This is a genomic window from Psychrobacter sp. TAE2020 (assembly GCF_018919485.1).
Lineage (GTDB): Bacteria > Pseudomonadota > Gammaproteobacteria > Pseudomonadales > Moraxellaceae > Psychrobacter.
The window spans coordinates 1,461,239-1,480,178 of sequence record NZ_JAHLMU010000001.1 but is presented as its reverse complement, the minus strand read 5'-3'; the positions used below and the strand labels follow the sequence as shown (position 1 = coordinate 1,480,178).

The following is an 18,940-nucleotide window of genomic DNA, read 5'->3' as shown; positions in this document are numbered from 1 at the left end:
GTGGGTATAGCTATAAGTAGAGTAATAGTCCGTCTATTGTCCCATGCTAATGGATAACATAAGCGGCTATTCAAATAATAAAGTAGCTGAGGTCATCGGCAGCTTACTGTTGCGCGGTCCAATCAAGCATGGCATCTAGTACTGGTCTGGCATTATCAGCATTTATAGCTTGCTCAGTATTAATCAAGCCTACTACGGTATAGTCCTGTCCGGACTGCCCTTTGACATAGCCTGCCATTGCGGTGACGTTATTTAGAGTGCCGGTTTTTATCCAAGCGCGTCCAATAGCAGCCGAGTCCGGCAAGCGTTCGCTATGATGAGAAATGGTCCCACTAACGCCGGCGACTCCTAAAGAATCAACATAAGCGTTGAAGCTTGGGTGGCTATAAGCGTAGGTCAGCAGCTCGCTCAAATTAGCCGCCGTAACCGTACAATCGCGGCATAAGCCTGAGCCATTAGTCAAATAAGGGAGCGGAGTCTGCAAATGGCTTCGCCACCACTGGTTGATAGTGGTTAATGCTCGTGGATAGTCGCTAGTTTTGGGTTTATCGAACTGATACAAGCTAGTGCTATTATCCACATCTTTACTAAGCTTTACTTGCTCAGATGAAGTACTGGATACAGCAGCTTTAACCGTATTAACCGTATTGACCGTCTGATCATAAGACCCTATAGATAACGCCACTTGTTCAGTCATCACGTTATTGGAGAAGTGATTAATATCGTAAATCTGCTGGGTTAGATTTAGCGAAGGATAGCTGATAATAGGTAATGGTGATAATGGCAATGAAGCACGCTGGCGATAGGGTTGCTCATTATTAACGGCTAATGGGGGCTTAGAGGCGCTAGCAGTATTTATAGCGTTATAAGACATTTCTTGGTTAATGACTTTTCCGCTTAAGGTGTTGCCTAGCGCTTGCCATTTGGCAGCAACCACCCGAGTAGCAAAGTCCTTGGCGTCTGGATAAGCCACATAAAATATATGCTCACCGCAGCTTTCTGGTAGCTGGGTATTAAAGGTGAGCTTATCACTATGCCAATGCGGTGCTAGGCTATAGCTAGCATTTGAGCAACGTGAGGCTCGAGTATTAATCAGGGTTGGCAGTTGATAATTTGCTAGTTGTGGGGTGTAAGTTAATCGCGCTTGGCCATTATTTGGCAAATGGCTATTGATACTTATACTATTAAAATTAACCAAAAAGCCATCGGGACTAGCGTTATAAGGTTTCAAGGGTGCGTTATCAAAAGCAGCAGGGTTTTTACTGACCTTAGCAAAAATAGCGCTATCGATAATGATGTCGCCCTGAATATGATCAATACCTGATTTTTTTACTCGATAGAGCAGTTGCTCTAAGCGTTCATGAGTCATCTTTGGATCGCCACTACCCTGAATGATTAAGTCACCGTACAGACGGTTACCTATGATTATGCCGCTATGATAAACCCTAGTAAACCAAACAAAATCAGCACCCAAAGTATCCAAGGCGATAAAGGTAGGTATCAGTTTCATTGTGCTGGCAGGTGTGCGAGCGGTGGTAGGGTTGTGGCTAAACAGCGGCGCTCTTACAGGGTTGGCAGTAGCTAAGTTGGCAGCAGTAGCTACGTTAGAATGGTTACTAGTAGTTTTATTGGCGTCGCTGTTATCAGTAATAGAGGGATTAGCGCGGTTGGTGCTCGGCAATACAGGAGCCGTAGACTCTAGACTCTGATAAGTGTAAGGGTCATCAGTATAACTATTTAACACTCGCTGTTGCTGTTTGATAGTTTGTTTGTCTAGCGTAATCGAGGCTGGAGCTGACTCATCTTGACTGCTGTTTTTGACGACGCTGCTTTTAGGGCTGTTGCTAGGACTGCTATTAGAATGGCTGGTTTTAACAGGACTATCTATAGTTTTTGGGCTGTTTGAGCTGTTTGGATTATTAGTAGCGGTTAGCAGTTGGCTATTGGCAACTTTATTAGTAATGTTAGCACTTTTTGCGCTATCAATCACTACTACTATTGGCGGTAGACGACTAGTAGCTTTGTCCCCTACAGGGCTGATAATGATACTGATATTACTAGGCGTTAATGCGGCTTTATCCAGTGCTAGTTGTATAGGTTCTGGTAGCGCCGCTTGCACACTCACAGAGAGGCCCAGTGCGCTCGTCAAAATAACTAAGCGCCTACAGTAAACAGTATAATTACTATAAAGGGTACCAATAGGAGGGAGAATAGGAAAAATAGACATGACAATTCTGTGGTCGATTAACTAAAGCCAGCTATAGTAACATGAGTTGCAAACTAGGCGTAACTACAGCAGTATTGTCGAAACTATTTCAACGGCCTTATTGGCAAATTCAGTAACCTTATAAAATTATTTAAATAGTATTAGGCGCTTTAACTAGCGATGAAGTTTAACGGAGATGCATAAAAGCCATAGCTGTCATCACCGCATCATTATAAGCATCGTGATTACCAAGCTCGGGAATATCATAATGAGTCAGTATTTTGGCCAATTGCTGTGACTGCTTGGGAATATTAGGGTTATGATCACCCATCCGTTGACCATATAAGCGCCGCACATCGATGACTTCATTAGGTAGGGTAGTACCCATATACTGCTTAACTAAGGGGTTTAAAAATGCCATGTCTATTTGTGGACAGAAACCCACAATAGGTCGGTTGTTAATAAAAGGTAATAACAGCGCTAACATTTCCTCATAGCTCATACCTTGTGCCACATCGGCACTACGCAGACCATGAATGACAATAGTATCGCGCTCAGGCATCACTGGTGGACTACAAACCAAATGCAAGCCGTTACCAGTATCTACATAATCGCCATTAATATGAATAGCAGCTACCGACAATAAATAATGTTTTTTTGGATTGAGTCCAGTCATTTCACAGTCAATCGCCACCCACTGCTGCGCTACGGGCGCTTCGAACATCGATAGCAGCTCCGGGCGCTGGAGCTGCTTCTGCTGCCATGATGAGGATAATTGTTTAAACCAGCTCATAAGATTTCTCATTCCATTTTTCTGTCTTTTAGCCATTAGTTGACTACGATTATTTAACGGCTAATAGCTATCCAAGACGGTAGCTAACCAAGATCTAATTGATAGTGCTGGCGCAACTGGGTCTTAAAACTTTTGACTACAGCGAGACACTCTTTTAACACATCTCGTTCTAGAGCAGACAAAGTGGTTGGATCAACTTGATGGGCATACTTGTCTTCATTAATGAGGGCTACTGACAAGCGTTGGGCCATAAAAAACTCTAATGCTTCGCTCAAGGTATCGGCACGCTCTTGAGTCAAAGTGCGCGCATTAACTAGCAATTTGAGTCGGTTTTTAGTGCTAGGAGCTTCTAAGATATCGTGCTCAAGTGCCATAGCACGAATGCCATGCACTAATGGAAAAATACCGGCTTTTTTTAGGTCAATATCATTAGCTTTTGGCTTACCTAATAGTGGAACAAACTTTTGCCACCACTGATTGACTTCACCAAACTGTAAGGCTGCGCGTGCAAACTGACGGATAAGCATAGGGTCCGAGTGTTGATGGGCAAATTTTAGATGTTTGCGTATTTGGGTTAGCAGTGACTCGTCACCGCAGACATATTCACCGTCAAGAATAGCAGACAGATAAATACTATGCATAGGGTCAGTATTTCTAAACCACAAGCTAATCTGCGCTTTAAAAGGCTTGAGCTGTTGACGCCACATAGGATTAGTCATCATGATGTTGCCATTACATAATGGATAACCAAAATTAGCCAATTGATTATTAAAGGTTTCGGCAAACTCTGCTAATCTTTCATGACTATAACCATCACGAATAATAAGGGCATTGTCCTGATCAGTACGCATGATTTGCTCACCGCGACCCTCTGAGCCCATCACTATCACACAACTATTATTCATTACTTCTTCTGGCACAATAAGCTGCCACAGCTTAGTAAAAACTTGCGCATTTAAAGTCTGTACCATGCGACTAACGATACCGATCTTAACCCCATTCTGCTGTTGAGCACGAATATAGCGACCGATTAGCTCTACAGCTGTATCTAAGCTGGCTAAGTCTTTGGCTTGTTCGATCTGAATACTAATAAGTTGTGAGTGATGACCAATATGAGCCAACATATCGCTTTGACCTAATACGCCAATGGCCTTACCGTCGTCATCAATAACTGGCAGTCGATGGATACGATAGCGAGTCATAGTCAGCAGCGCATCGCCAATCTCATGATCAGCATCGATAGTGCGTAAATTGAAGCTAGCGTAGTGCTGGCAAGCAGTGTTTGCAGGATCACGCTGATCGCTGACCGCTCGGCAAATATCAGTATCAGTTAAGATACCTAAAGTACGGTCGGAGCGAGAGCCAAAGGTAGTAGAAGGGTTATTAGTAGAGGAACTATTATTGGAATAAGTATCGAAAGTAGCCATCGTTTCCGAATGTTCGGTAGGGCGCACTAATACGTGTTTGAGACCAGCTTTAGTCATAATCTGTGCCGCTTGATATAAGCTCTGCTCAGCATCGATAATATGGATAGGTAGCAAGGTCACATCAGTCACCGGCTGCAACATGATTTGCTGCACTTCTTGCTGTGCAGTATAACTAGTGGTTCCTAAACCTAGCGCTTGACCTTGGGCACTACGCCGCTGCTGTAAGGCTTTTAGGCGTTCTGGTAGCTTATCCGATAGTAATTGGCGTATTAGATGATTTTGGGCACTGATTCTATCGATAGCCGCACCGTCAACTTGTAGGAGCAAAGTATCTTCGCCAGCTCGGTATTGATAGCGTTCTGATAGCTGAGAGTATTGTGATGACTGAGGGTTATTAAAGTCAGAATCCGCAGTAGTGTTGCTAACTGATGCCATTGAAGATGTAGCTGTTAGCGGTCGCTCAGGGCTACGACGACTGTCAAACCAATCATTACTTTGTACATGATCAGTATGATTACCGCCTAAATAATTAGCCACAAACTCATCATTGTGGGTTTGTTCAACTTGGCCTTTTATCACCACAAAAAAACAGTTTAAATCCGTGGTCGGCAGAATTTCATCAGCGGCTAAATATCGTACTTGGGTATGCTTTTTCAGGCTTTGACGCTCAGCGAGGCTCAATACATCAAAGGGGGGCTGAGCAAAATCAAGATGGGGCATAGCATTATCCTTGACAGTATGACAAGTAAAGTTACTTTACTATAGCACCATCTACTAATTAATCCTTAATAACTTTGTGGTTATACTTTATAATAGCTCAAAGTCGCAGTTTGTAGCGACCGTTTGATTATAACAGTCACTAACCGCTGGCCAGTTGCAGGGAGTCAGTGATAGGAAAATATTAGTTAAATACTTTCATACTTACAGCAGCAATAGCTAGTAGCGGCAGTGGCTAGCTAAAAACACACTGCTTAATAGTAAAGGACTTAACAACTAAGTAGCTTGCGAATACGACTGATAGCCTCACGACTCTCAGCAACACTAGCTACTAGCGCAATACGCACGTAACCTTTACCAGGATTATGACCATTAACTTCACGAGATAAGTAACTGCCAGCTAAGGCATAAATATTAACTTGTTCATATAAAGCTTTGACAAAAATCTCATCATCGCCATTGAAACGGTCAGGGACTTTTATCCAAAAATAAAACCCAGCATCCGGCATACGCAGTTCTAATAGCTCACCGAGTTCCGCCATCCATAAGGCAAATTTTTCTTTATACAATGCTCGGTTTTGCACTACATGCTTTTCATCTTGCCAAGCAAGGATAGAAGCCAGCTGATGGGGTATCGGCATAGAACAGCCTTGATAAGTGCGGTATTGCAAGTAGCTTTGCAGGATCTTAGCATCACCAGCGATAAACCCCGAACGTAGACCTGGTAGGTTTGAGCGCTTAGATAAAGAATGAAAGACTACGCAGTTTTTGAAGTCATTACGACCAAGAGTAGCGCAAGCTTGTAACAGACCAATAGGGGGCTCATCAAAATATAGCTCACTATAACATTCGTCGCTGGCAAGGATGAAGTTGTATTGATCCGACAGACGAATGAGTAGCTCCCAATCTTCCATAGTCATGACAGTACCCGTTGGATTGTTCGGATTACAAACAAACAATAACTGTGTTTGCTCCCAAACCTTTTTAGGCACAGCACGGTAGTTTTCTTTAAAGTTATTCTCTAGGGTACAAGGAACAAAGTAAGGGGTTGCTTGGGCTAATATCGCGGCACCTTCATAAATTTGATAAAAAGGATTAGGCATAACTACTGTAGCATTACTGGGCGGTCGCTCACTACTATCTAAACCATCAGCACGGTCAACATTGTCAGTTAAACCGCTATCATCATGATTCACCACCGCTTGTACAAAGCTGAAGATAGCCTCACGCGTACCCATTACTGGTAGTACTTCAGTATTAGCATTGACATGATGCAGAAAAAACCGTCTCTCAAGCCAGTGAGCGATAGTCTGGCGTAGCTCAAACAGCCCATTAGTGGTCGGATAACGACATAGACTGTCCAAGTTTTCTCTTAGCTCGTCCAACACAAAAGCGGGTGGCGTGTGTTTTGGCTCACCAATACCAAGCTTGATCTCGTAGTAGGCGGGGTCTGGCGTACTATTAGCCAGTAGATTACTCATCTTGCTAAAAGGATAAGGATGCAGCTTTGCTAGATTGTGATTCATAAGTGGGCTGACTATAATAAGTAACGGTTAGTAAATATAAGGAGCTATCTGTATCTGTAATTGATAAACCTAAAAGATGGACAGTAATGACATTTTATTAATAGAGCTATACCGTCGCAGTGTAGCACTTCTTCTATTTATTGTCTTTTGGTAACGCTTATCTATAACTATAAAATAATAACCCTACAAGGGTTGCTACCCTAAGGATAGCTCATTGATATGCTGAATATTTCCAGTAGTAGTATGCAGGGCTCTAAAGTTTATAAGCAGTTAATACGCTGCGAGCAGCAGTGGTGGAAAACGCGTCAGCGTCTAGTGATACTTAAGGAGCGCCAGCTGTTTTGGTATGGTGATAATAGCCTGAAAATGTGGCTGCTCTGGCAATTACTCAGTTATATAGTAATAGCCATTGTGCTTATGATGTTGAGTAAACTATTACAACTGCACTTGACCTTATGGCAAGGGGTTATGGTGTTTGGTTTACAAACGCTATTTTTTGTAGGGATGTTGGTTTCTAAAACTAAGCTGTCTAAACACATGCAGCATAATATCGACCAACAAAGTTTAATACGTGAGCAAGCACTCACTGAAATGAATATCTTAGCTAGTGATAGCATTTTGCCAGATATTCATGCTAATACGCCAATCTCCCTACAACATATTTATGAACGCTATGACGCTCAGCTACGTAGAGCCAGTTTACAGCGTTTATTACAAATAGAGGTCGAAGCGGGGCGGATGATGTTAGGGGCTCAGAATCTGCTAGTGGAGATTTTACCACCAGAGTTTGCTGACAATGAGTTAATACCTTATGCCCGCAAGATGGTCTATACAAGCACATTGTAAAATAGACTAAAGTAAGGTTAGTTATCAGCAGTGTTTACTTGCGAATGTCCAACACCACCTAATAGACAGTTAGGGTGCCGATAGAAAAACTTTAATGTTTGTATCGGCAGCCCTTAACTGCTTACTGTTTTTTACTATAGCGGCTATTTTTAACCATAGCTACTATCAGCCAATACCGCCAAACAGTCTATCAAAGCTTGCTTTAACGCCTCAAGCTTAGCTTGGGTTAAGCGCTCATCATTACGATCACTGATATAGAACATATCTTCTGCACGCTCGCCTAGAGTAGTAATGCGAGCCGCATGTACTTCGATACTTTGTTGCAAAAATACTTGGCCTACGCGCGCGAGTAATCCTGGTTGATCTAAGGTTTGTAGGCTCATGATGTGTTGATCAGAAGCTTCGTTAAACTCAAAGCTAATCACCGTAGGCACATCAAAATGTCTGAGCTGGCGTGGTATGCGCTTATGAGTGAGCTTTGGTACTGTGGGGTTCTTAAAAGCATTGATTAGTTTTTGTTTAAGCTCATGCTGACTATCTTCATCAGCCAGTAGCGTCCCACTGCGGTCTAGCAATACATAAGAGTCTAGAGCGAAGTCACGAGTAGCGGTGATGATACGCGCATCTAGAACATCCAAGTTCATCTGGTCAAACACCGCCATAGTTACGGCGAACAGATTGACCTGATCTTGAGTATAAATAAAGACTTGCACAGCATCCAAAGCCAGCTCTCGATGCTCACGCAATACCACTAGCGGTGTACTATCAGCATTTGAGGCACGACCTATAGGGGGGTGATTCAAGATGGCCTCAGTATGCCATAAGATATCCTCAGCAATCTCGCGTAAAAAATACTCATCACCTAAGTCATCCCATAAGCTGAGCACCTCTTCACGATTCATACGCTGGTTATCGACATTATCGAGCATAATGAGGGCCTGTTTTCGAGTGGCACTGATCATATCTTGACGATTAGTTGGGGCATCAATATCGGCGCGCAAAATACGCCGAGTTTGTGAATACAACTGTTTCATGAGCGTCGCCCGCCAGCTATTCCAAAGCTGAGGATTAGTAGCATTCATATCAGCGACTGTTAGTACATATAAGTGATTAAGATGAGTGACGTTACCGATTAGATCGGCAAACACCGTGACTACTTCTGGGTCAGAGATATCTTTCTTCTGCGCAGTCATCGACATGAGCAAGTGATAGCGAGTCAACCACCCTACTAAATTTGCATCCGCCACACTCATACCATGAGCCAAACAAAAATCAATGGACTCGCTTTCGCCGAGCTGACTGTGATTACCACCGCGACCTTTGGCAATATCATGGAACATTGCGGCTAGCACTAAGATTTCTTTACGCTCGATCCGCTGATACAAGGCGCTAACTAACGGAAATTCATCCTGAAAACGAGGATCAGTGAAACGATGTAAAATCCGAATCAAAAATAGCGTATGCGCATCGACAGTATAGCGATGGAACAAGTCATATTGCATCAGCCCAGTAACTTGAGCAAAAGCGGGAATATAATTACCTAATACCCCATAGCGGTTCATGGCACGCAGACGATGGAATAGATAGTTTTGTTCTTTCAAGTTTTCTAAAAACAGCGCTTGGTGCTCGGGGTTGTCACGATAGTTTTGATCGATACCACGCGCAGCGATTTTCAGTGCACGTAAAGTATGAGTACGCACATTCTTAATGCCATACTGACCCATCAGCAAAAACATCTCTAAGATAGCTTCAGGGTGTTGCGCAAAAACTCGGTGATGCGCTACTGCTATTTGATTGCCGATTTGATTAAAATGAGCGTTTAAAGGGTGTTTGTTAGGACGCTCATCATCTGGCAGATCTGGCTCTATAATAGTTTCATAATAATGATTAGTCAGCATCTCGGACAAAGTCGATATCTGCATAGCACAGCGATAATAGTCGCGCATAAAGCGCTCAACTGCTGCATTTGGCTCGTCGTCTGGCTGAGTCTCATAACCCATAAGCTGGGCAATCTCACGCTGATAATCAAACAACAGCTTATTCTCGTTACGACCAGTCATCTCATGCAAGTAATGACGTATTTGCCATAAATAAGCTTCTGCAAAACTAAGCTCATCGAATTCTTTTTCAGTCAAAAAATCTTGCTGTACTAAGTCATAAAGTTTACTAACTCTAAAGTAGCGCTTAGTTACCCAGCCAATAATATGAATATCGCGCAGACCACCTGGTGCAGTCTTGATATTAGGCTCAAGGTTATATTCCGTAGCATTATGCTGCAGATAACGCAGCTTTGCTTCGTGTATTTTTACCTCAAAGAACTCACGCTGCGACCATAGCTGATTGACAATGTCACTGGGGGTATTGTGCAAAGTCTCATTGCCAATCAGTAGCCGCGCCTCTAATAAAGTACTAGCAACCGTATTGTCTTTTGCCGCCTCCAAGCAGTCCTCAACAGTACGGACAGACAATGAAGGCTCAAGACCTACATCCCATAATAATGCCACTAAACTGTCAATCCTGGCGCTAGTTTTACCATTAATAGCAGTAGGAGCTAGCAGTAAGATATCAATATCAGAATGCAGTGATAGCTCGCCACGTCCATAGCCACCAGTAGCAAACAGCGCTAAGTCAGTATCATCAAGTTGATACCAATTAAATAAAGCTATAAGTAAACTATCGATCGCACAGGCACGCGCTGCTACTAGCTGTCGAATAGTGACTCCACGCTCAAGCGCCCGACTAATATCATCCTTTATTTTTGCCAGCCACTCAGGGATACCCAGCAGTGGGTTATTGGCCGGGTTAGTTACCGTCAATGAAGGCGCAGCAGGTGCCATAGGCGTTGGCGAAAAGAGGGGTAATGGGGTGATATAAATAGAGGCGACATCGCAAGTAAACATGAGTATTATCCGGTTAAGCTAAGTAGTTAAGTTTATTGATTATTTAAAATCTAAATCTATCTTAGGTCGATAATAGTTATAGGAATTGGCCATATAAGGTAGCCTTTTTAAACGGCTTATGAACCTGTAATGAAAGCTTATCGCTATTGAATGATCATAAAACCAAATGATCACTCAACGCAAGGTGTTACTAAGCGTTCCATAAAAAAAGCCCTAAAACTTGTTTAAAATCTCTAAAAATTCTGTAAAAAAAAGACCGCCTAAGCGATCTTTTTTTTATTATTACTGAGTCAAGAAGCTTAAGTCTTCTTCAGGGCGAGTGGTAAACACCTCACAGCCATTATCAGTGACGACCATCGTATGCTCCCACTGTGCTGAGAGCTTACGGTCTTTAGTAATAGCGGTCCATTCATCCGGTAAGATTTTGGTCTGCCATTTACCTTCATTAATCATCGGCTCAATAGTAAAAGTCATACCAGTCTTGAGCTCAAAACCAGTACCCTTTTTACCATAGTGCATCACTTGGGGCTCGTGATGGAACTCATTACTGATACCGTGACCACAGAACTCACGTACGATACTGAAACGCTCGGGCTCGACTACTTCTTGAATAGCCGCCCCTACATCGCCTAAACGCGCGCCATTTTTGACAACGCTCATGCCTGCATAGAGTGCCTCTTGGGCCACTCTGCAAATGCGTTCAGCCATGATAGAGCCGTTGCCTACTATCCACATCTTAGAGGTATCGCCGTAGTAGCCATCTTTGATAACTGTCACATCAATATTAATGATGTCGCCGTCTTTGAGAAGTTTATTCTCAGTTGGGATACCGTGACAGACTACATGGTTGACTGAGGTACAGATTGACTTCGGAAAACCATTATAGTTAAGTGGAGCAGGGATAGCGTCTTGCACATTAACAATATAGTCATGAGCGATTTGATTCAACGCTTCGGTACTGATGCCTACCTTCACGTGCTGGTCTAACATAACCAGTAAATCGCTAGCAAGTTTACCGGCAATACGCATTTTTGCTATGGCTTCAGGGGATTGGATAAGGGATTTTTTAGTCATCATTATTGATCTTATAGTTATAAAATTATAGTAGGCAAATTATATCATAAATGAGCTAGCAACAGTTTTGCTATCATTAATGACTGTGATAAGTGTTTATCAACGTCAAAACTACTATTAAGATTATTTACATTAATGTCAGGGTAAATGCCAATAGCAACTATTAATACCAGCATTAACATAATTACTAATATAATTACCAACGCTAAAACTGCTAAATAAGGCTATTAATTAACCAAGCTTTATTGGCTTAACCTTGCGCCATTAAAAGCTGATCTATGACTAGTGGGTCATATAAGCGGTAGGCTTAACTGAAAAATAAGTTGAATGTTACACTATATAAAAGTAATGTAAATTTGATTGCTAAAGGAGATGGCAATTATTTTATAGCTTTTGGGTGGTTCGATTTTGGGTGGTTTGATATAGCCAAAAGTGGATAAAGCTCTTATTAGATCTTGTCGCTATACCTCAGGGCAACAGTTAAGATAACTCTTACAATGACAAGGATGTTGTTATGACCCTAAATACTCTCCTACGCGCTGCTACAACCCCAAGAAAATTTTTCCCAGCCTTTAGTGCTATCGGAGCTGGTATCCTGTTAATGACGCTACAGACTACGGCTGCCCAAGCTGCTGGATAGTATTATAACTGTGCCAATGCTAACGGCTGTCAAGTAGTGGAAAGTAGATATTTTACTACTAGCTATACTAAAACTCAGTACCCTGTAGTATTGGCTCATGGAGCGAGTGGCTTTACTAAACTGTTTGGAGCCGTAGACTACTTTTATGGTATCCCGCAAGACTTAATGAAAGGCGGTTCAACGGTATTTGCTACTAAAACTTCAGCTATTCATAATAGTGAGATTCGTGGAGAGCAATTATTAAAGCAAATCAAAACCATCATTGCGGTTTCGGGTGATGCTAAAGTCAATTTATTCGGACACAGTCAAGGCGGTATCGATATCCGCTATGTCGCGGGCGTGGCTCCACAATATGTGGCGTCGGTAACCGCAGTCGCTAGTCCAGAGCAAGGGTCAAAAACAGCAGATAAAGTGCTGGAAGAGTTTTAGCAAGACAGTCTAATCACTAAAGCTACCTTGAGTTTCGCTGAGCTGTTTGGAGGCTTTACCGATGTAGGTTCGGGCATTCCTTTAGCGCAAATCCAACAGCAAGATGGCTGGAAAGCTCTGATAGCCTTGTCTACTGATGGGGCAGCCAAGTTCAATGCAAAATTCCCAGCAGCGCTGCCAAGCCGTTACTGCGGTCAACCAGCTGATACTCAAGTCAATGGCATTAACTATTATTCATTCAGCGGTGTGGGTCAGATAACTAGCGTACTCAATCCTAGCGATTACTTACTAGCAGCCACTAGCATACCGTTTGCAGGTGAGCCGAGTGATGGCTTAGTCTCTGCTTGCTCGAGTCGATTAGGCTATGTGATTCGTGACGATTATAGGATGAACCATTTACACTCAGCGAACCAAGTTTTTGGCCTTACCTTTTGGGGAGAGTCTGAACCAAAATCTATCTATCGTAGCCAAGTGAATCGGTTAAAGAATGCCAATCTTTAAGCTAGCTGTTAAGCTGGTTTTTAAAGTAGAAGTTACTTATTAATAAATGATCAATAACACATCAATCAAGACATAAGGCTAATAATGGATGGCCGATAACCGTCGTTTGTTATATCTTATTTATCATTGCCGCAGTTATTAGCTTGACTGGGGCTGTTATTGTCTGCTTGATGCCTGACGATAAATATAGGGCGTAAACCACAGCTGCCAAGGTTAAAAAGGATAAGGGTGATAATGAGTAGCAGGTAATACTATAACTAGCAATAGACAGTAGCAAAACGCCTATACGGGAGAACAATATTTGAGTGAAGTCTATACATAAGGAGGGATGACAGTGATCGGCGTTAAGTCCATAATAGCCACACTATTTATTAAGACAGTTATTGATAAAGTTGATTAATCAGCTGTGGTTGTTGATTAAAAATAAAAAGACTAACAAGCTTAAGTACAGTAGTAACATAGATACTGTATAGTGTGCCAAGTTGATTAATGCAGCAGTTTTTAGATAATTGCTAAACTTTATAAAAGCAAAATCTTTTAACACTATTATCAATTAAAACCTTTTTTGATACCTCTAGGAGTTTATATGAAAAATTTGACTAAAGTAATGATGGCTAGCGTATTGGCAGTAGGTACCCTTGCAGGTTGCCAAACCAGTCCAACCGTTACTGCACAAACAACTCAAGCTATCAGTAACACTGAACTACAGTCTTATGACTGGCAGTTAGTTGATGCTAAGCGTACTAACGGTGTTAAGATTACTCAGTTATTCTTTGATCCAGCTAAGCCGTTAACTTTAAGCTTCAATAACTACAATGGCGAAAACCGCGTTACTTTCAAGAACACTTGTAACAATATGGGTGCTGAATACAGCGTAGTGAATAACAATGTACAGTTGAACAACGTACTGAGCACTATGATGGCTTGCCCTGAGCCACAAGCAAGCTTTGATACCGCTACTATGGCTACGGTTCAAGGTAGATATAGCTTGAGCAAAAGTGGTAACAATGCGCCTACGTTGACCATTACTAACGCTAATCAAGTTGCGCAATTTAAAGCCGTTGCTAAGTAATTTTTTATAAAAACAGACTATAAAAACATAAGCTGTCAGCTTTAGAGCTAATAGCTTTGATTTATAGCCAAAATGACAGTCGATTAATACTAGACTGCTATATAGAAAAGGCCTCACTACCTAGTGAGGCCTTTTTTTGTGTAAAAATCATCATGGTTTACGCTACACTAAGGTATTCATTAAATATTTCAAGCTTAGTCAAGCGAAAATAAAACGGCATCATTGCTAGTTAGATTCAACCGATAAAGGCAATTAATATAAAATTTGCTACCCTGCATTTATCGGTGTTTGCCTAACAGCAATTGCAAAAATATTATGGCAGCATGGCTATAGCAGTTCTAAAGCTTATGACTTTTAAATTAGACAGCTTTTAAATTAGACGGTCTTTAAATTATCGACCCCTCAAAGTAAATAAATAAAGGCTATAAGTTTTCCCTTTTTCTCCTTTTTCCCTAACGCTTGGCGAGATATTATTTTATGGTTAATCCTATTGGCTCTACGCATACTATCAGTAATGGTTATACGCTGAGGAACATAACCGCAGTGGTTATTACCATAACTTTGTTTGCTTTGAGCGGTTGTCAGACATTATCGACTTCTACTGGTTCTAATAAAAATAACTCTAGTAGTAATCCTCTCGCTGCAAAAATGCCAGCCATAGATCGACAAGGGCGTATTGCTTATGTAGAAGAGCAAGGCTTAGGTAGTGCCAAAATATCATCTTTATATAGTATCCGCCCTGATGGGAGTGACAGACAGCTGCTTGATCAGCTTAACGGTTATATTTATGCCCCTGCTTGGTCTGCCGATGGTCAACTTTTAGCTTATAGCAAACAAGCAGCACGCCAACATCCATTTATTTATATCTATGATCACCGCAAGCAAACTCGTAAGGTAGTGGTCGATGCTAGCGGTAGCAATCTATCGCCAGCGTTTTCACCAGATGGAAAAACCTTACTTTATAGCTCATCGGTTGCTGGCAATGCCGATATCTATCAGCTGTCCTTAACTGACGGGACTACTAAGCAGCTTACTACCTTGTCTAGTACTGAGGTACAGCCAAGTTATGCTGCTGATGGACAGAGCTTCCTGTATGTTAGTGATAAAGTTCGCGCTGGGCGGCCTAGTATTTATCGCTATAGCTTGACTACGGGTGGTGCCACGCAGATATCTTCTGGTGGCTACGCTGCCAGTCCGCAGTTGAGCTTAGATGGCCAGCTTATGAGTTATCTCAATGGTCGCCAAGCTGCGGTTATGACTTTAGCCAATAAGCAAGTGATTAACCTTGCAGAGACTGGCCTTGATGAGCCGGCCCGTCTTTCTCCAAGTGCTCAATACGTAGTTTATGCTATGCAAAACCGCAACATAAATGGTCAAGGCGGTAGCAGTCTAGTGATTCGCTCTTTAGCTGGCGGTAGTAGTTATACCATTAGCAGTAAGTCAGCTGGATTAATGCGTTCGCCAGTATGGAGTCGTTAACTAGCTGCTATTTTTTTTATAACTTTTATAGTCTTTATGATTTTTATTACGTCGACCTCAAGCTATCGATCTATTAATGGCGAATTAGATGTATTGGCTAATTATTTATATATATACTTAATACCAAATAGAGAAACATAAGTCGACCTTGTTAGATTAAGTTGTTATTAAGGTTTTGACGGTACTATGAAAGTATAAAAGTATAAAAGTTGGCTGCTATTGCTTAGTATTATTGTTTATATAGCCAAATAAATAGCTGGTGACCCTAGCGATTATTAGATTAGGGGGTCAAAAGGAGCGTGGGTACGATGCAAGAATCTTTTTTAATATTTATTACTAAAATTAGCTTATACCCTACGGTTATCTTTACTGGTCTAGTGATGTTTGTCACTTTATATTGGCTAGTCTCTTTGCTAGGCGTCACTGATATGGACAACGTAGAGATTGGGGACTCTGGCGCTGACTCTAACTTATCTAATCTAGCCTCCACAGGAGTTTTTACTGGGCTGGCGCTGAAGTTTGGTCTCTATGGCGTACCCTTAATAGTGATACTTAGCTTAGTGAGCTTGATTGGTTGGCCGCTTAGCTACTTATATAGCAGTTTGCTACACCAATGGTACGACTCAGGTCTACTCTATTATGTATTTGGCACGGGAGCACTAGTATTAGTGCTAATAGTGTCTATGTGGCTAACTGGCCTTATCATCGCTCCTATTCGTAAAAAAGTCACCAATGTCCCCAAACGTAATGCTTCTAGCAACTTGGGTAAGACGGCTATAGTGCGCACTCTTAGCGTTACTGATAAGCACGGCGAGGCTGAACTAAGCGATGGCGGAGCAGGATTGATACTTAGAATTCGACCTGATATGGATAGTAAGGCGCTGCCGCTTAAACAAGGCGATAAAGTAGTATTAGTAGAATATTTACAAGAGACTAATGCTTATCGGGTGGCGGTAGTCAAAGACCTATAACGGCTTAGGCGATTTACTAAATCATTATTAATAATAAATTGAACTAATAAGTATTTGCTGACTACTTAGCCGCTGATAAATGGCTAGCTATTTGTAGGCATAGCGTTAAATATTCTAAATTTGGTTGAACGGTTTACATTAAAGGAGTGAATATGGACATACTCATTATCGTTGGCGTAGTAGTAGTGCTGGCGTTTATTTTTATTATGGCAATGCTTTTAATGCTGAAAGCCTTTTATTATAAGGTTGAGCAAGGCACAGCACTAATTATTAATGGCGTTAGTAAAATTGACGTACGTTTCGACGGCGGTATTATTTGGCCGATCATTAATAAAAAAGAATTGATGAGAATCTCACTAATTACCTTAGAAGTAGATAGGCGAGGTAAAGAAGGGCTGATTTGTGCCGATAATATGCGCGCAGATATCACTGTAGCGTTTTATTTACGCGTCAATGAGACTGAAGAAGATGTCCTCAAAGTTGCTAAATCTGTTGGGGTTGAACGCGCTTCGGACAAAGTCGCTGTTAATGAGCTGTTCAATGCTAAGTTCTCTGAAGCGCTAAAAACAGTTGGTAAACAGATTGATTTCGTCAAACTTTTTGAAAATCGTAGCGAGTTTCGTGACAGTATTGTCAAAGAGATCGGCAATGATTTAAATGGTTATGTTCTAGAAGACGTGGCGATTGATTACTTAGAACAAACGCCAAAATCATCGTTAGATTCAAGCAATATCTTGGATGCTGAGGGTATCAAAAAGATCACTCAGTTAACGGCTGCTCAAAACATTATCACTAATGAGCTTGAGCGTGATGAAGAGTTAGCGGTTAAGAAGAAAAACGTTGAAACCAGAGAAGCTATGCTGGAGTTAGAGCGTCAACAAGCCGATGCAGAAGCCAAACAACGTCGTGAAATAGCTTCTGTCATCGCTCGTGAGACCGCAGAAACTCGTAAGATCGAAGAAGAAGAACGTAAGAAGTCTGAAACTGCGGTCATTATGGTTGAGCAGGACTTAGCCATACAACGCGAGAATCAACAGCGTGAGATTGAAGTGGCTGGCCAAAACCGCTTGCGTGCGGTAGTTATTGAAGAAGAGAAAGTGACTCGTGCTCGCGACTTAGAAATTGTCTCCCGTGAGCGTGAAGTGGATCTACAGCGTATCGAAGCCGAAAGAGCCATTGAGCTTGAGAAAAAAGAAATCGCTAACGTTATTCGTGAGCGTATTGCAGTAGATAAGACCGTTGCCCAAGAAGAAGAGCGTATTAAAGAAGTTCGTGAAGTTAGCGAAGCAGAGCGTTCTAAGCAAACGCGCGTATTAGCCGCTGAAGCGGATGCTGAAGAAATCAAGGTACGTCAAGTCAAAAAGGCTGAAGCAGATGAGATGGCGGCTAAGCATAAAGCTGTTGAGATCACCACTTTAGCTACTGCTAATCTAGAAGCTTCCGCTAAAGAGTCGGAAGCTAAAGTTAGACTGGCTGAAGGTATCAAAGCCGAAGAGTCGGCCCATGGCTTTGCAGAAGCAGCTATTCAAGAAGCCAAGGCGTCATCTTTAGAAAAAGAAGGTCTAGCCAAAGCCAATATCGTTAGAGCTACCGGACAAGCGCAAGCTCAGGCCGACCGTGAAAAAGGCATGGCAGATGCTGAAGTGATTGCCGCTCGCGGTGAGTCTAATGCTAAATCAGAGCGTGACATCGGTTTAGTCAATGCTGAAGTTATTGCTGCTATTGGTCAATCTAATGCACAAGCAGAGCGCGAAGTCGGACTGGCTAAAGCAGAAGTGACTCGTGAACACTTTAAGGCCGAAGCTGATGGCTTAGTTGAAAAGTTCAATGCTATGGGTAGCATGAGTAAAGAGGCGCGAGAGCACGAAGAATTCCGTATGGGTCTTGAAACCGCCCTGCAAGAAGCCATGGCATCGATCGAAGCGGGTAAAGAGATTGCTAAAGAAAATGCTGAAGTATTAGCAGTCGCCCTACAAAAAGCCAAAATCGATATTGTCGGCGGTGAAGCGCACTTCTTTGATAACTTTGCCAAGTCATTGTCTATCGGCAAAGCTATCGATGGTCTTGCCGGCAAGTCGGATACTTTGAGCGGTATTATCAATACTATGATGGCCAATCAAGCGATGTCTAGGGCCAACCAACAGGAGCATGATAAGCCTGTTGAGCATAATGACTAATTGGCGATCGGTAAATGTCGATAGAATAAGCTTTTGTAGGGTGTGCCTAGCGCACCAGTAGCTAAGGTATGACTAAAGTTAGACAATCCTATTTAAAGGATTATCCTTGCAAGTCTAACAAAGAAGTACTTTGTTTTAACGACTTTCAGGTGCGCATGGCGCACCCTACGCCTACTTATCAA

At 42.1% G+C, this 18,940-nt stretch carries 14 protein-coding genes; 8 read left to right on the top strand and 6 right to left on the bottom strand.

Translation table 11 applies throughout. The features are described from left to right. Positions 1–103 precede the first annotated feature (103 nt). The 4 genes from KPY62_RS05970 to dapC form a co-directional block, all read right to left on the bottom strand. On the bottom strand, positions 104–2,227 hold the full coding sequence (locus KPY62_RS05970; protein ID WP_228730585.1) for a D-alanyl-D-alanine carboxypeptidase/D-alanyl-D-alanine-endopeptidase: 2,124 nt from the start codon (positions 2,225–2,227) through the stop codon (positions 104–106). A gap of 166 nt (positions 2,228–2,393) precedes the next feature. Next, positions 2,394–2,999: a 3'-5' exonuclease gene (locus tag KPY62_RS05965; protein WP_216581211.1), complete on the bottom strand. Its 606-nt coding sequence runs from the start codon at positions 2,997–2,999 to the stop codon at positions 2,394–2,396. 83 nt (positions 3,000–3,082) lie between these two features. Beyond that, positions 3,083–5,146: a DUF294 nucleotidyltransferase-like domain-containing protein gene (locus KPY62_RS05960; protein ID WP_216581210.1), complete on the bottom strand. Its 2,064-nt coding sequence runs from the start codon at positions 5,144–5,146 to the stop codon at positions 3,083–3,085. A 266-nt stretch (positions 5,147–5,412) separates the two neighbouring features. Beyond that, a complete protein-coding gene (gene dapC, locus KPY62_RS05955) occupies positions 5,413–6,669 on the bottom strand; it encodes a succinyldiaminopimelate transaminase (RefSeq protein ID WP_216581209.1) in 1,257 nt (418 codons plus the stop codon). A 219-nt stretch (positions 6,670–6,888) separates the two neighbouring features. Here dapC and KPY62_RS05950 point away from each other — a divergent pair, with 219 nt between their 5' ends. Further along, the gene (locus tag KPY62_RS05950) at positions 6,889–7,515 is read left to right on the top strand and encodes a hypothetical protein (protein ID WP_216581208.1); all 627 of its coding nucleotides are present in this window, start codon (positions 6,889–6,891) and stop codon (positions 7,513–7,515) included. Between the two features lie 149 nt (positions 7,516–7,664). Here KPY62_RS05950 and glnD read toward each other — a convergent pair whose 3' ends face one another. Both glnD and map read right to left on the bottom strand, forming a co-directional pair. After that, positions 7,665–10,415 carry a [protein-PII] uridylyltransferase gene (glnD, locus tag KPY62_RS05945; RefSeq protein ID WP_216581207.1) on the bottom strand — a complete coding sequence of 917 codons (2,751 nt, stop codon included), beginning with the start codon at positions 10,413–10,415 and terminating at the stop codon, positions 7,665–7,667. 282 nt (positions 10,416–10,697) lie between these two features. Then, positions 10,698–11,489 (bottom strand): type I methionyl aminopeptidase, encoded by a 792-nt coding sequence (gene map, locus KPY62_RS05940; protein ID WP_416384058.1) that lies wholly within the window; start codon positions 11,487–11,489, stop codon positions 10,698–10,700. Between the two features lie 514 nt (positions 11,490–12,003). Between map and KPY62_RS13880 the strand changes: the two genes are divergently transcribed. From KPY62_RS13880 to KPY62_RS05915, 7 genes are all read left to right on the top strand, one after another. After that, the gene (locus tag KPY62_RS13880; RefSeq protein ID WP_267459606.1) at positions 12,004–12,129 is read left to right on the top strand and encodes a hypothetical protein; all 126 of its coding nucleotides are present in this window, start codon (positions 12,004–12,006) and stop codon (positions 12,127–12,129) included. Between the two features lie 36 nt (positions 12,130–12,165). Further along, positions 12,166–12,558 (top strand): esterase/lipase family protein, encoded by a 393-nt coding sequence (locus KPY62_RS13700; protein WP_324033868.1) that lies wholly within the window; start codon positions 12,166–12,168, stop codon positions 12,556–12,558. A 27-nt stretch (positions 12,559–12,585) separates the two neighbouring features. After that, positions 12,586–13,059 carry a hypothetical protein gene (locus tag KPY62_RS13695; RefSeq protein ID WP_228730584.1) on the top strand — a complete coding sequence of 158 codons (474 nt, stop codon included), beginning with the start codon at positions 12,586–12,588 and terminating at the stop codon, positions 13,057–13,059. Between the two features lie 586 nt (positions 13,060–13,645). Next, positions 13,646–14,131: an META domain-containing protein gene (locus tag KPY62_RS05930; RefSeq protein ID WP_216581205.1), complete on the top strand. Its 486-nt coding sequence runs from the start codon at positions 13,646–13,648 to the stop codon at positions 14,129–14,131. 477 nt (positions 14,132–14,608) lie between these two features. Then, positions 14,609–15,610: a Xaa-Pro aminopeptidase gene (locus KPY62_RS05925; RefSeq protein ID WP_216581204.1), complete on the top strand. Its 1,002-nt coding sequence runs from the start codon at positions 14,609–14,611 to the stop codon at positions 15,608–15,610. 308 nt (positions 15,611–15,918) lie between these two features. Next, on the top strand, positions 15,919–16,581 hold the full coding sequence (locus tag KPY62_RS05920; protein WP_216581203.1) for a hypothetical protein: 663 nt from the start codon (positions 15,919–15,921) through the stop codon (positions 16,579–16,581). A 152-nt stretch (positions 16,582–16,733) separates the two neighbouring features. Next, complete coding sequence (locus KPY62_RS05915) at positions 16,734–18,758, top strand: hypothetical protein (protein ID WP_216581202.1); 2,025 nt, start codon at positions 16,734–16,736, stop codon at positions 18,756–18,758. The last annotated feature ends 182 nt before the right edge of the window (positions 18,759–18,940 follow it).

What these genes read in the sequence shown, in the direction of transcription:
- KPY62_RS05920 (WP_216581203.1), top strand. Translation starts at nt 15,919, where the DNA reads ATGCAAGAATCTTTTTTAATATTTATTACTAAAATTAGCTTATACCCT.
- KPY62_RS13880 (WP_267459606.1), top strand. Translation starts at nt 12,004, where the DNA reads ATGACCCTAAATACTCTCCTACGCGCTGCTACAACCCCAAGAAAATTT.
- map (WP_416384058.1), bottom strand. Translation starts at nt 11,489, where the DNA reads ATGACTAAAAAATCCCTTATCCAATCCCCTGAAGCCATAGCAAAAATG.
- KPY62_RS05930 (WP_216581205.1), top strand. Translation starts at nt 13,646, where the DNA reads ATGAAAAATTTGACTAAAGTAATGATGGCTAGCGTATTGGCAGTAGGT.
- KPY62_RS05970 (WP_228730585.1), bottom strand. Translation starts at nt 2,227, where the DNA reads ATGTCTATTTTTCCTATTCTCCCTCCTATTGGTACCCTTTATAGTAAT.
- dapC (WP_216581209.1), bottom strand. Translation starts at nt 6,669, where the DNA reads ATGAATCACAATCTAGCAAAGCTGCATCCTTATCCTTTTAGCAAGATG.
- glnD (WP_216581207.1), bottom strand. Translation starts at nt 10,415, where the DNA reads ATGTTTACTTGCGATGTCGCCTCTATTTATATCACCCCATTACCCCTC.
- KPY62_RS05965 (WP_216581211.1), bottom strand. Translation starts at nt 2,999, where the DNA reads ATGAGCTGGTTTAAACAATTATCCTCATCATGGCAGCAGAAGCAGCTC.
- KPY62_RS05950 (WP_216581208.1), top strand. Translation starts at nt 6,889, where the DNA reads ATGCTGAATATTTCCAGTAGTAGTATGCAGGGCTCTAAAGTTTATAAG.
- KPY62_RS05960 (WP_216581210.1), bottom strand. Translation starts at nt 5,146, where the DNA reads ATGCCCCATCTTGATTTTGCTCAGCCCCCCTTTGATGTATTGAGCCTC.
- KPY62_RS05925 (WP_216581204.1), top strand. Translation starts at nt 14,609, where the DNA reads ATGGTTAATCCTATTGGCTCTACGCATACTATCAGTAATGGTTATACG.
- KPY62_RS05915 (WP_216581202.1), top strand. Translation starts at nt 16,734, where the DNA reads ATGGACATACTCATTATCGTTGGCGTAGTAGTAGTGCTGGCGTTTATT.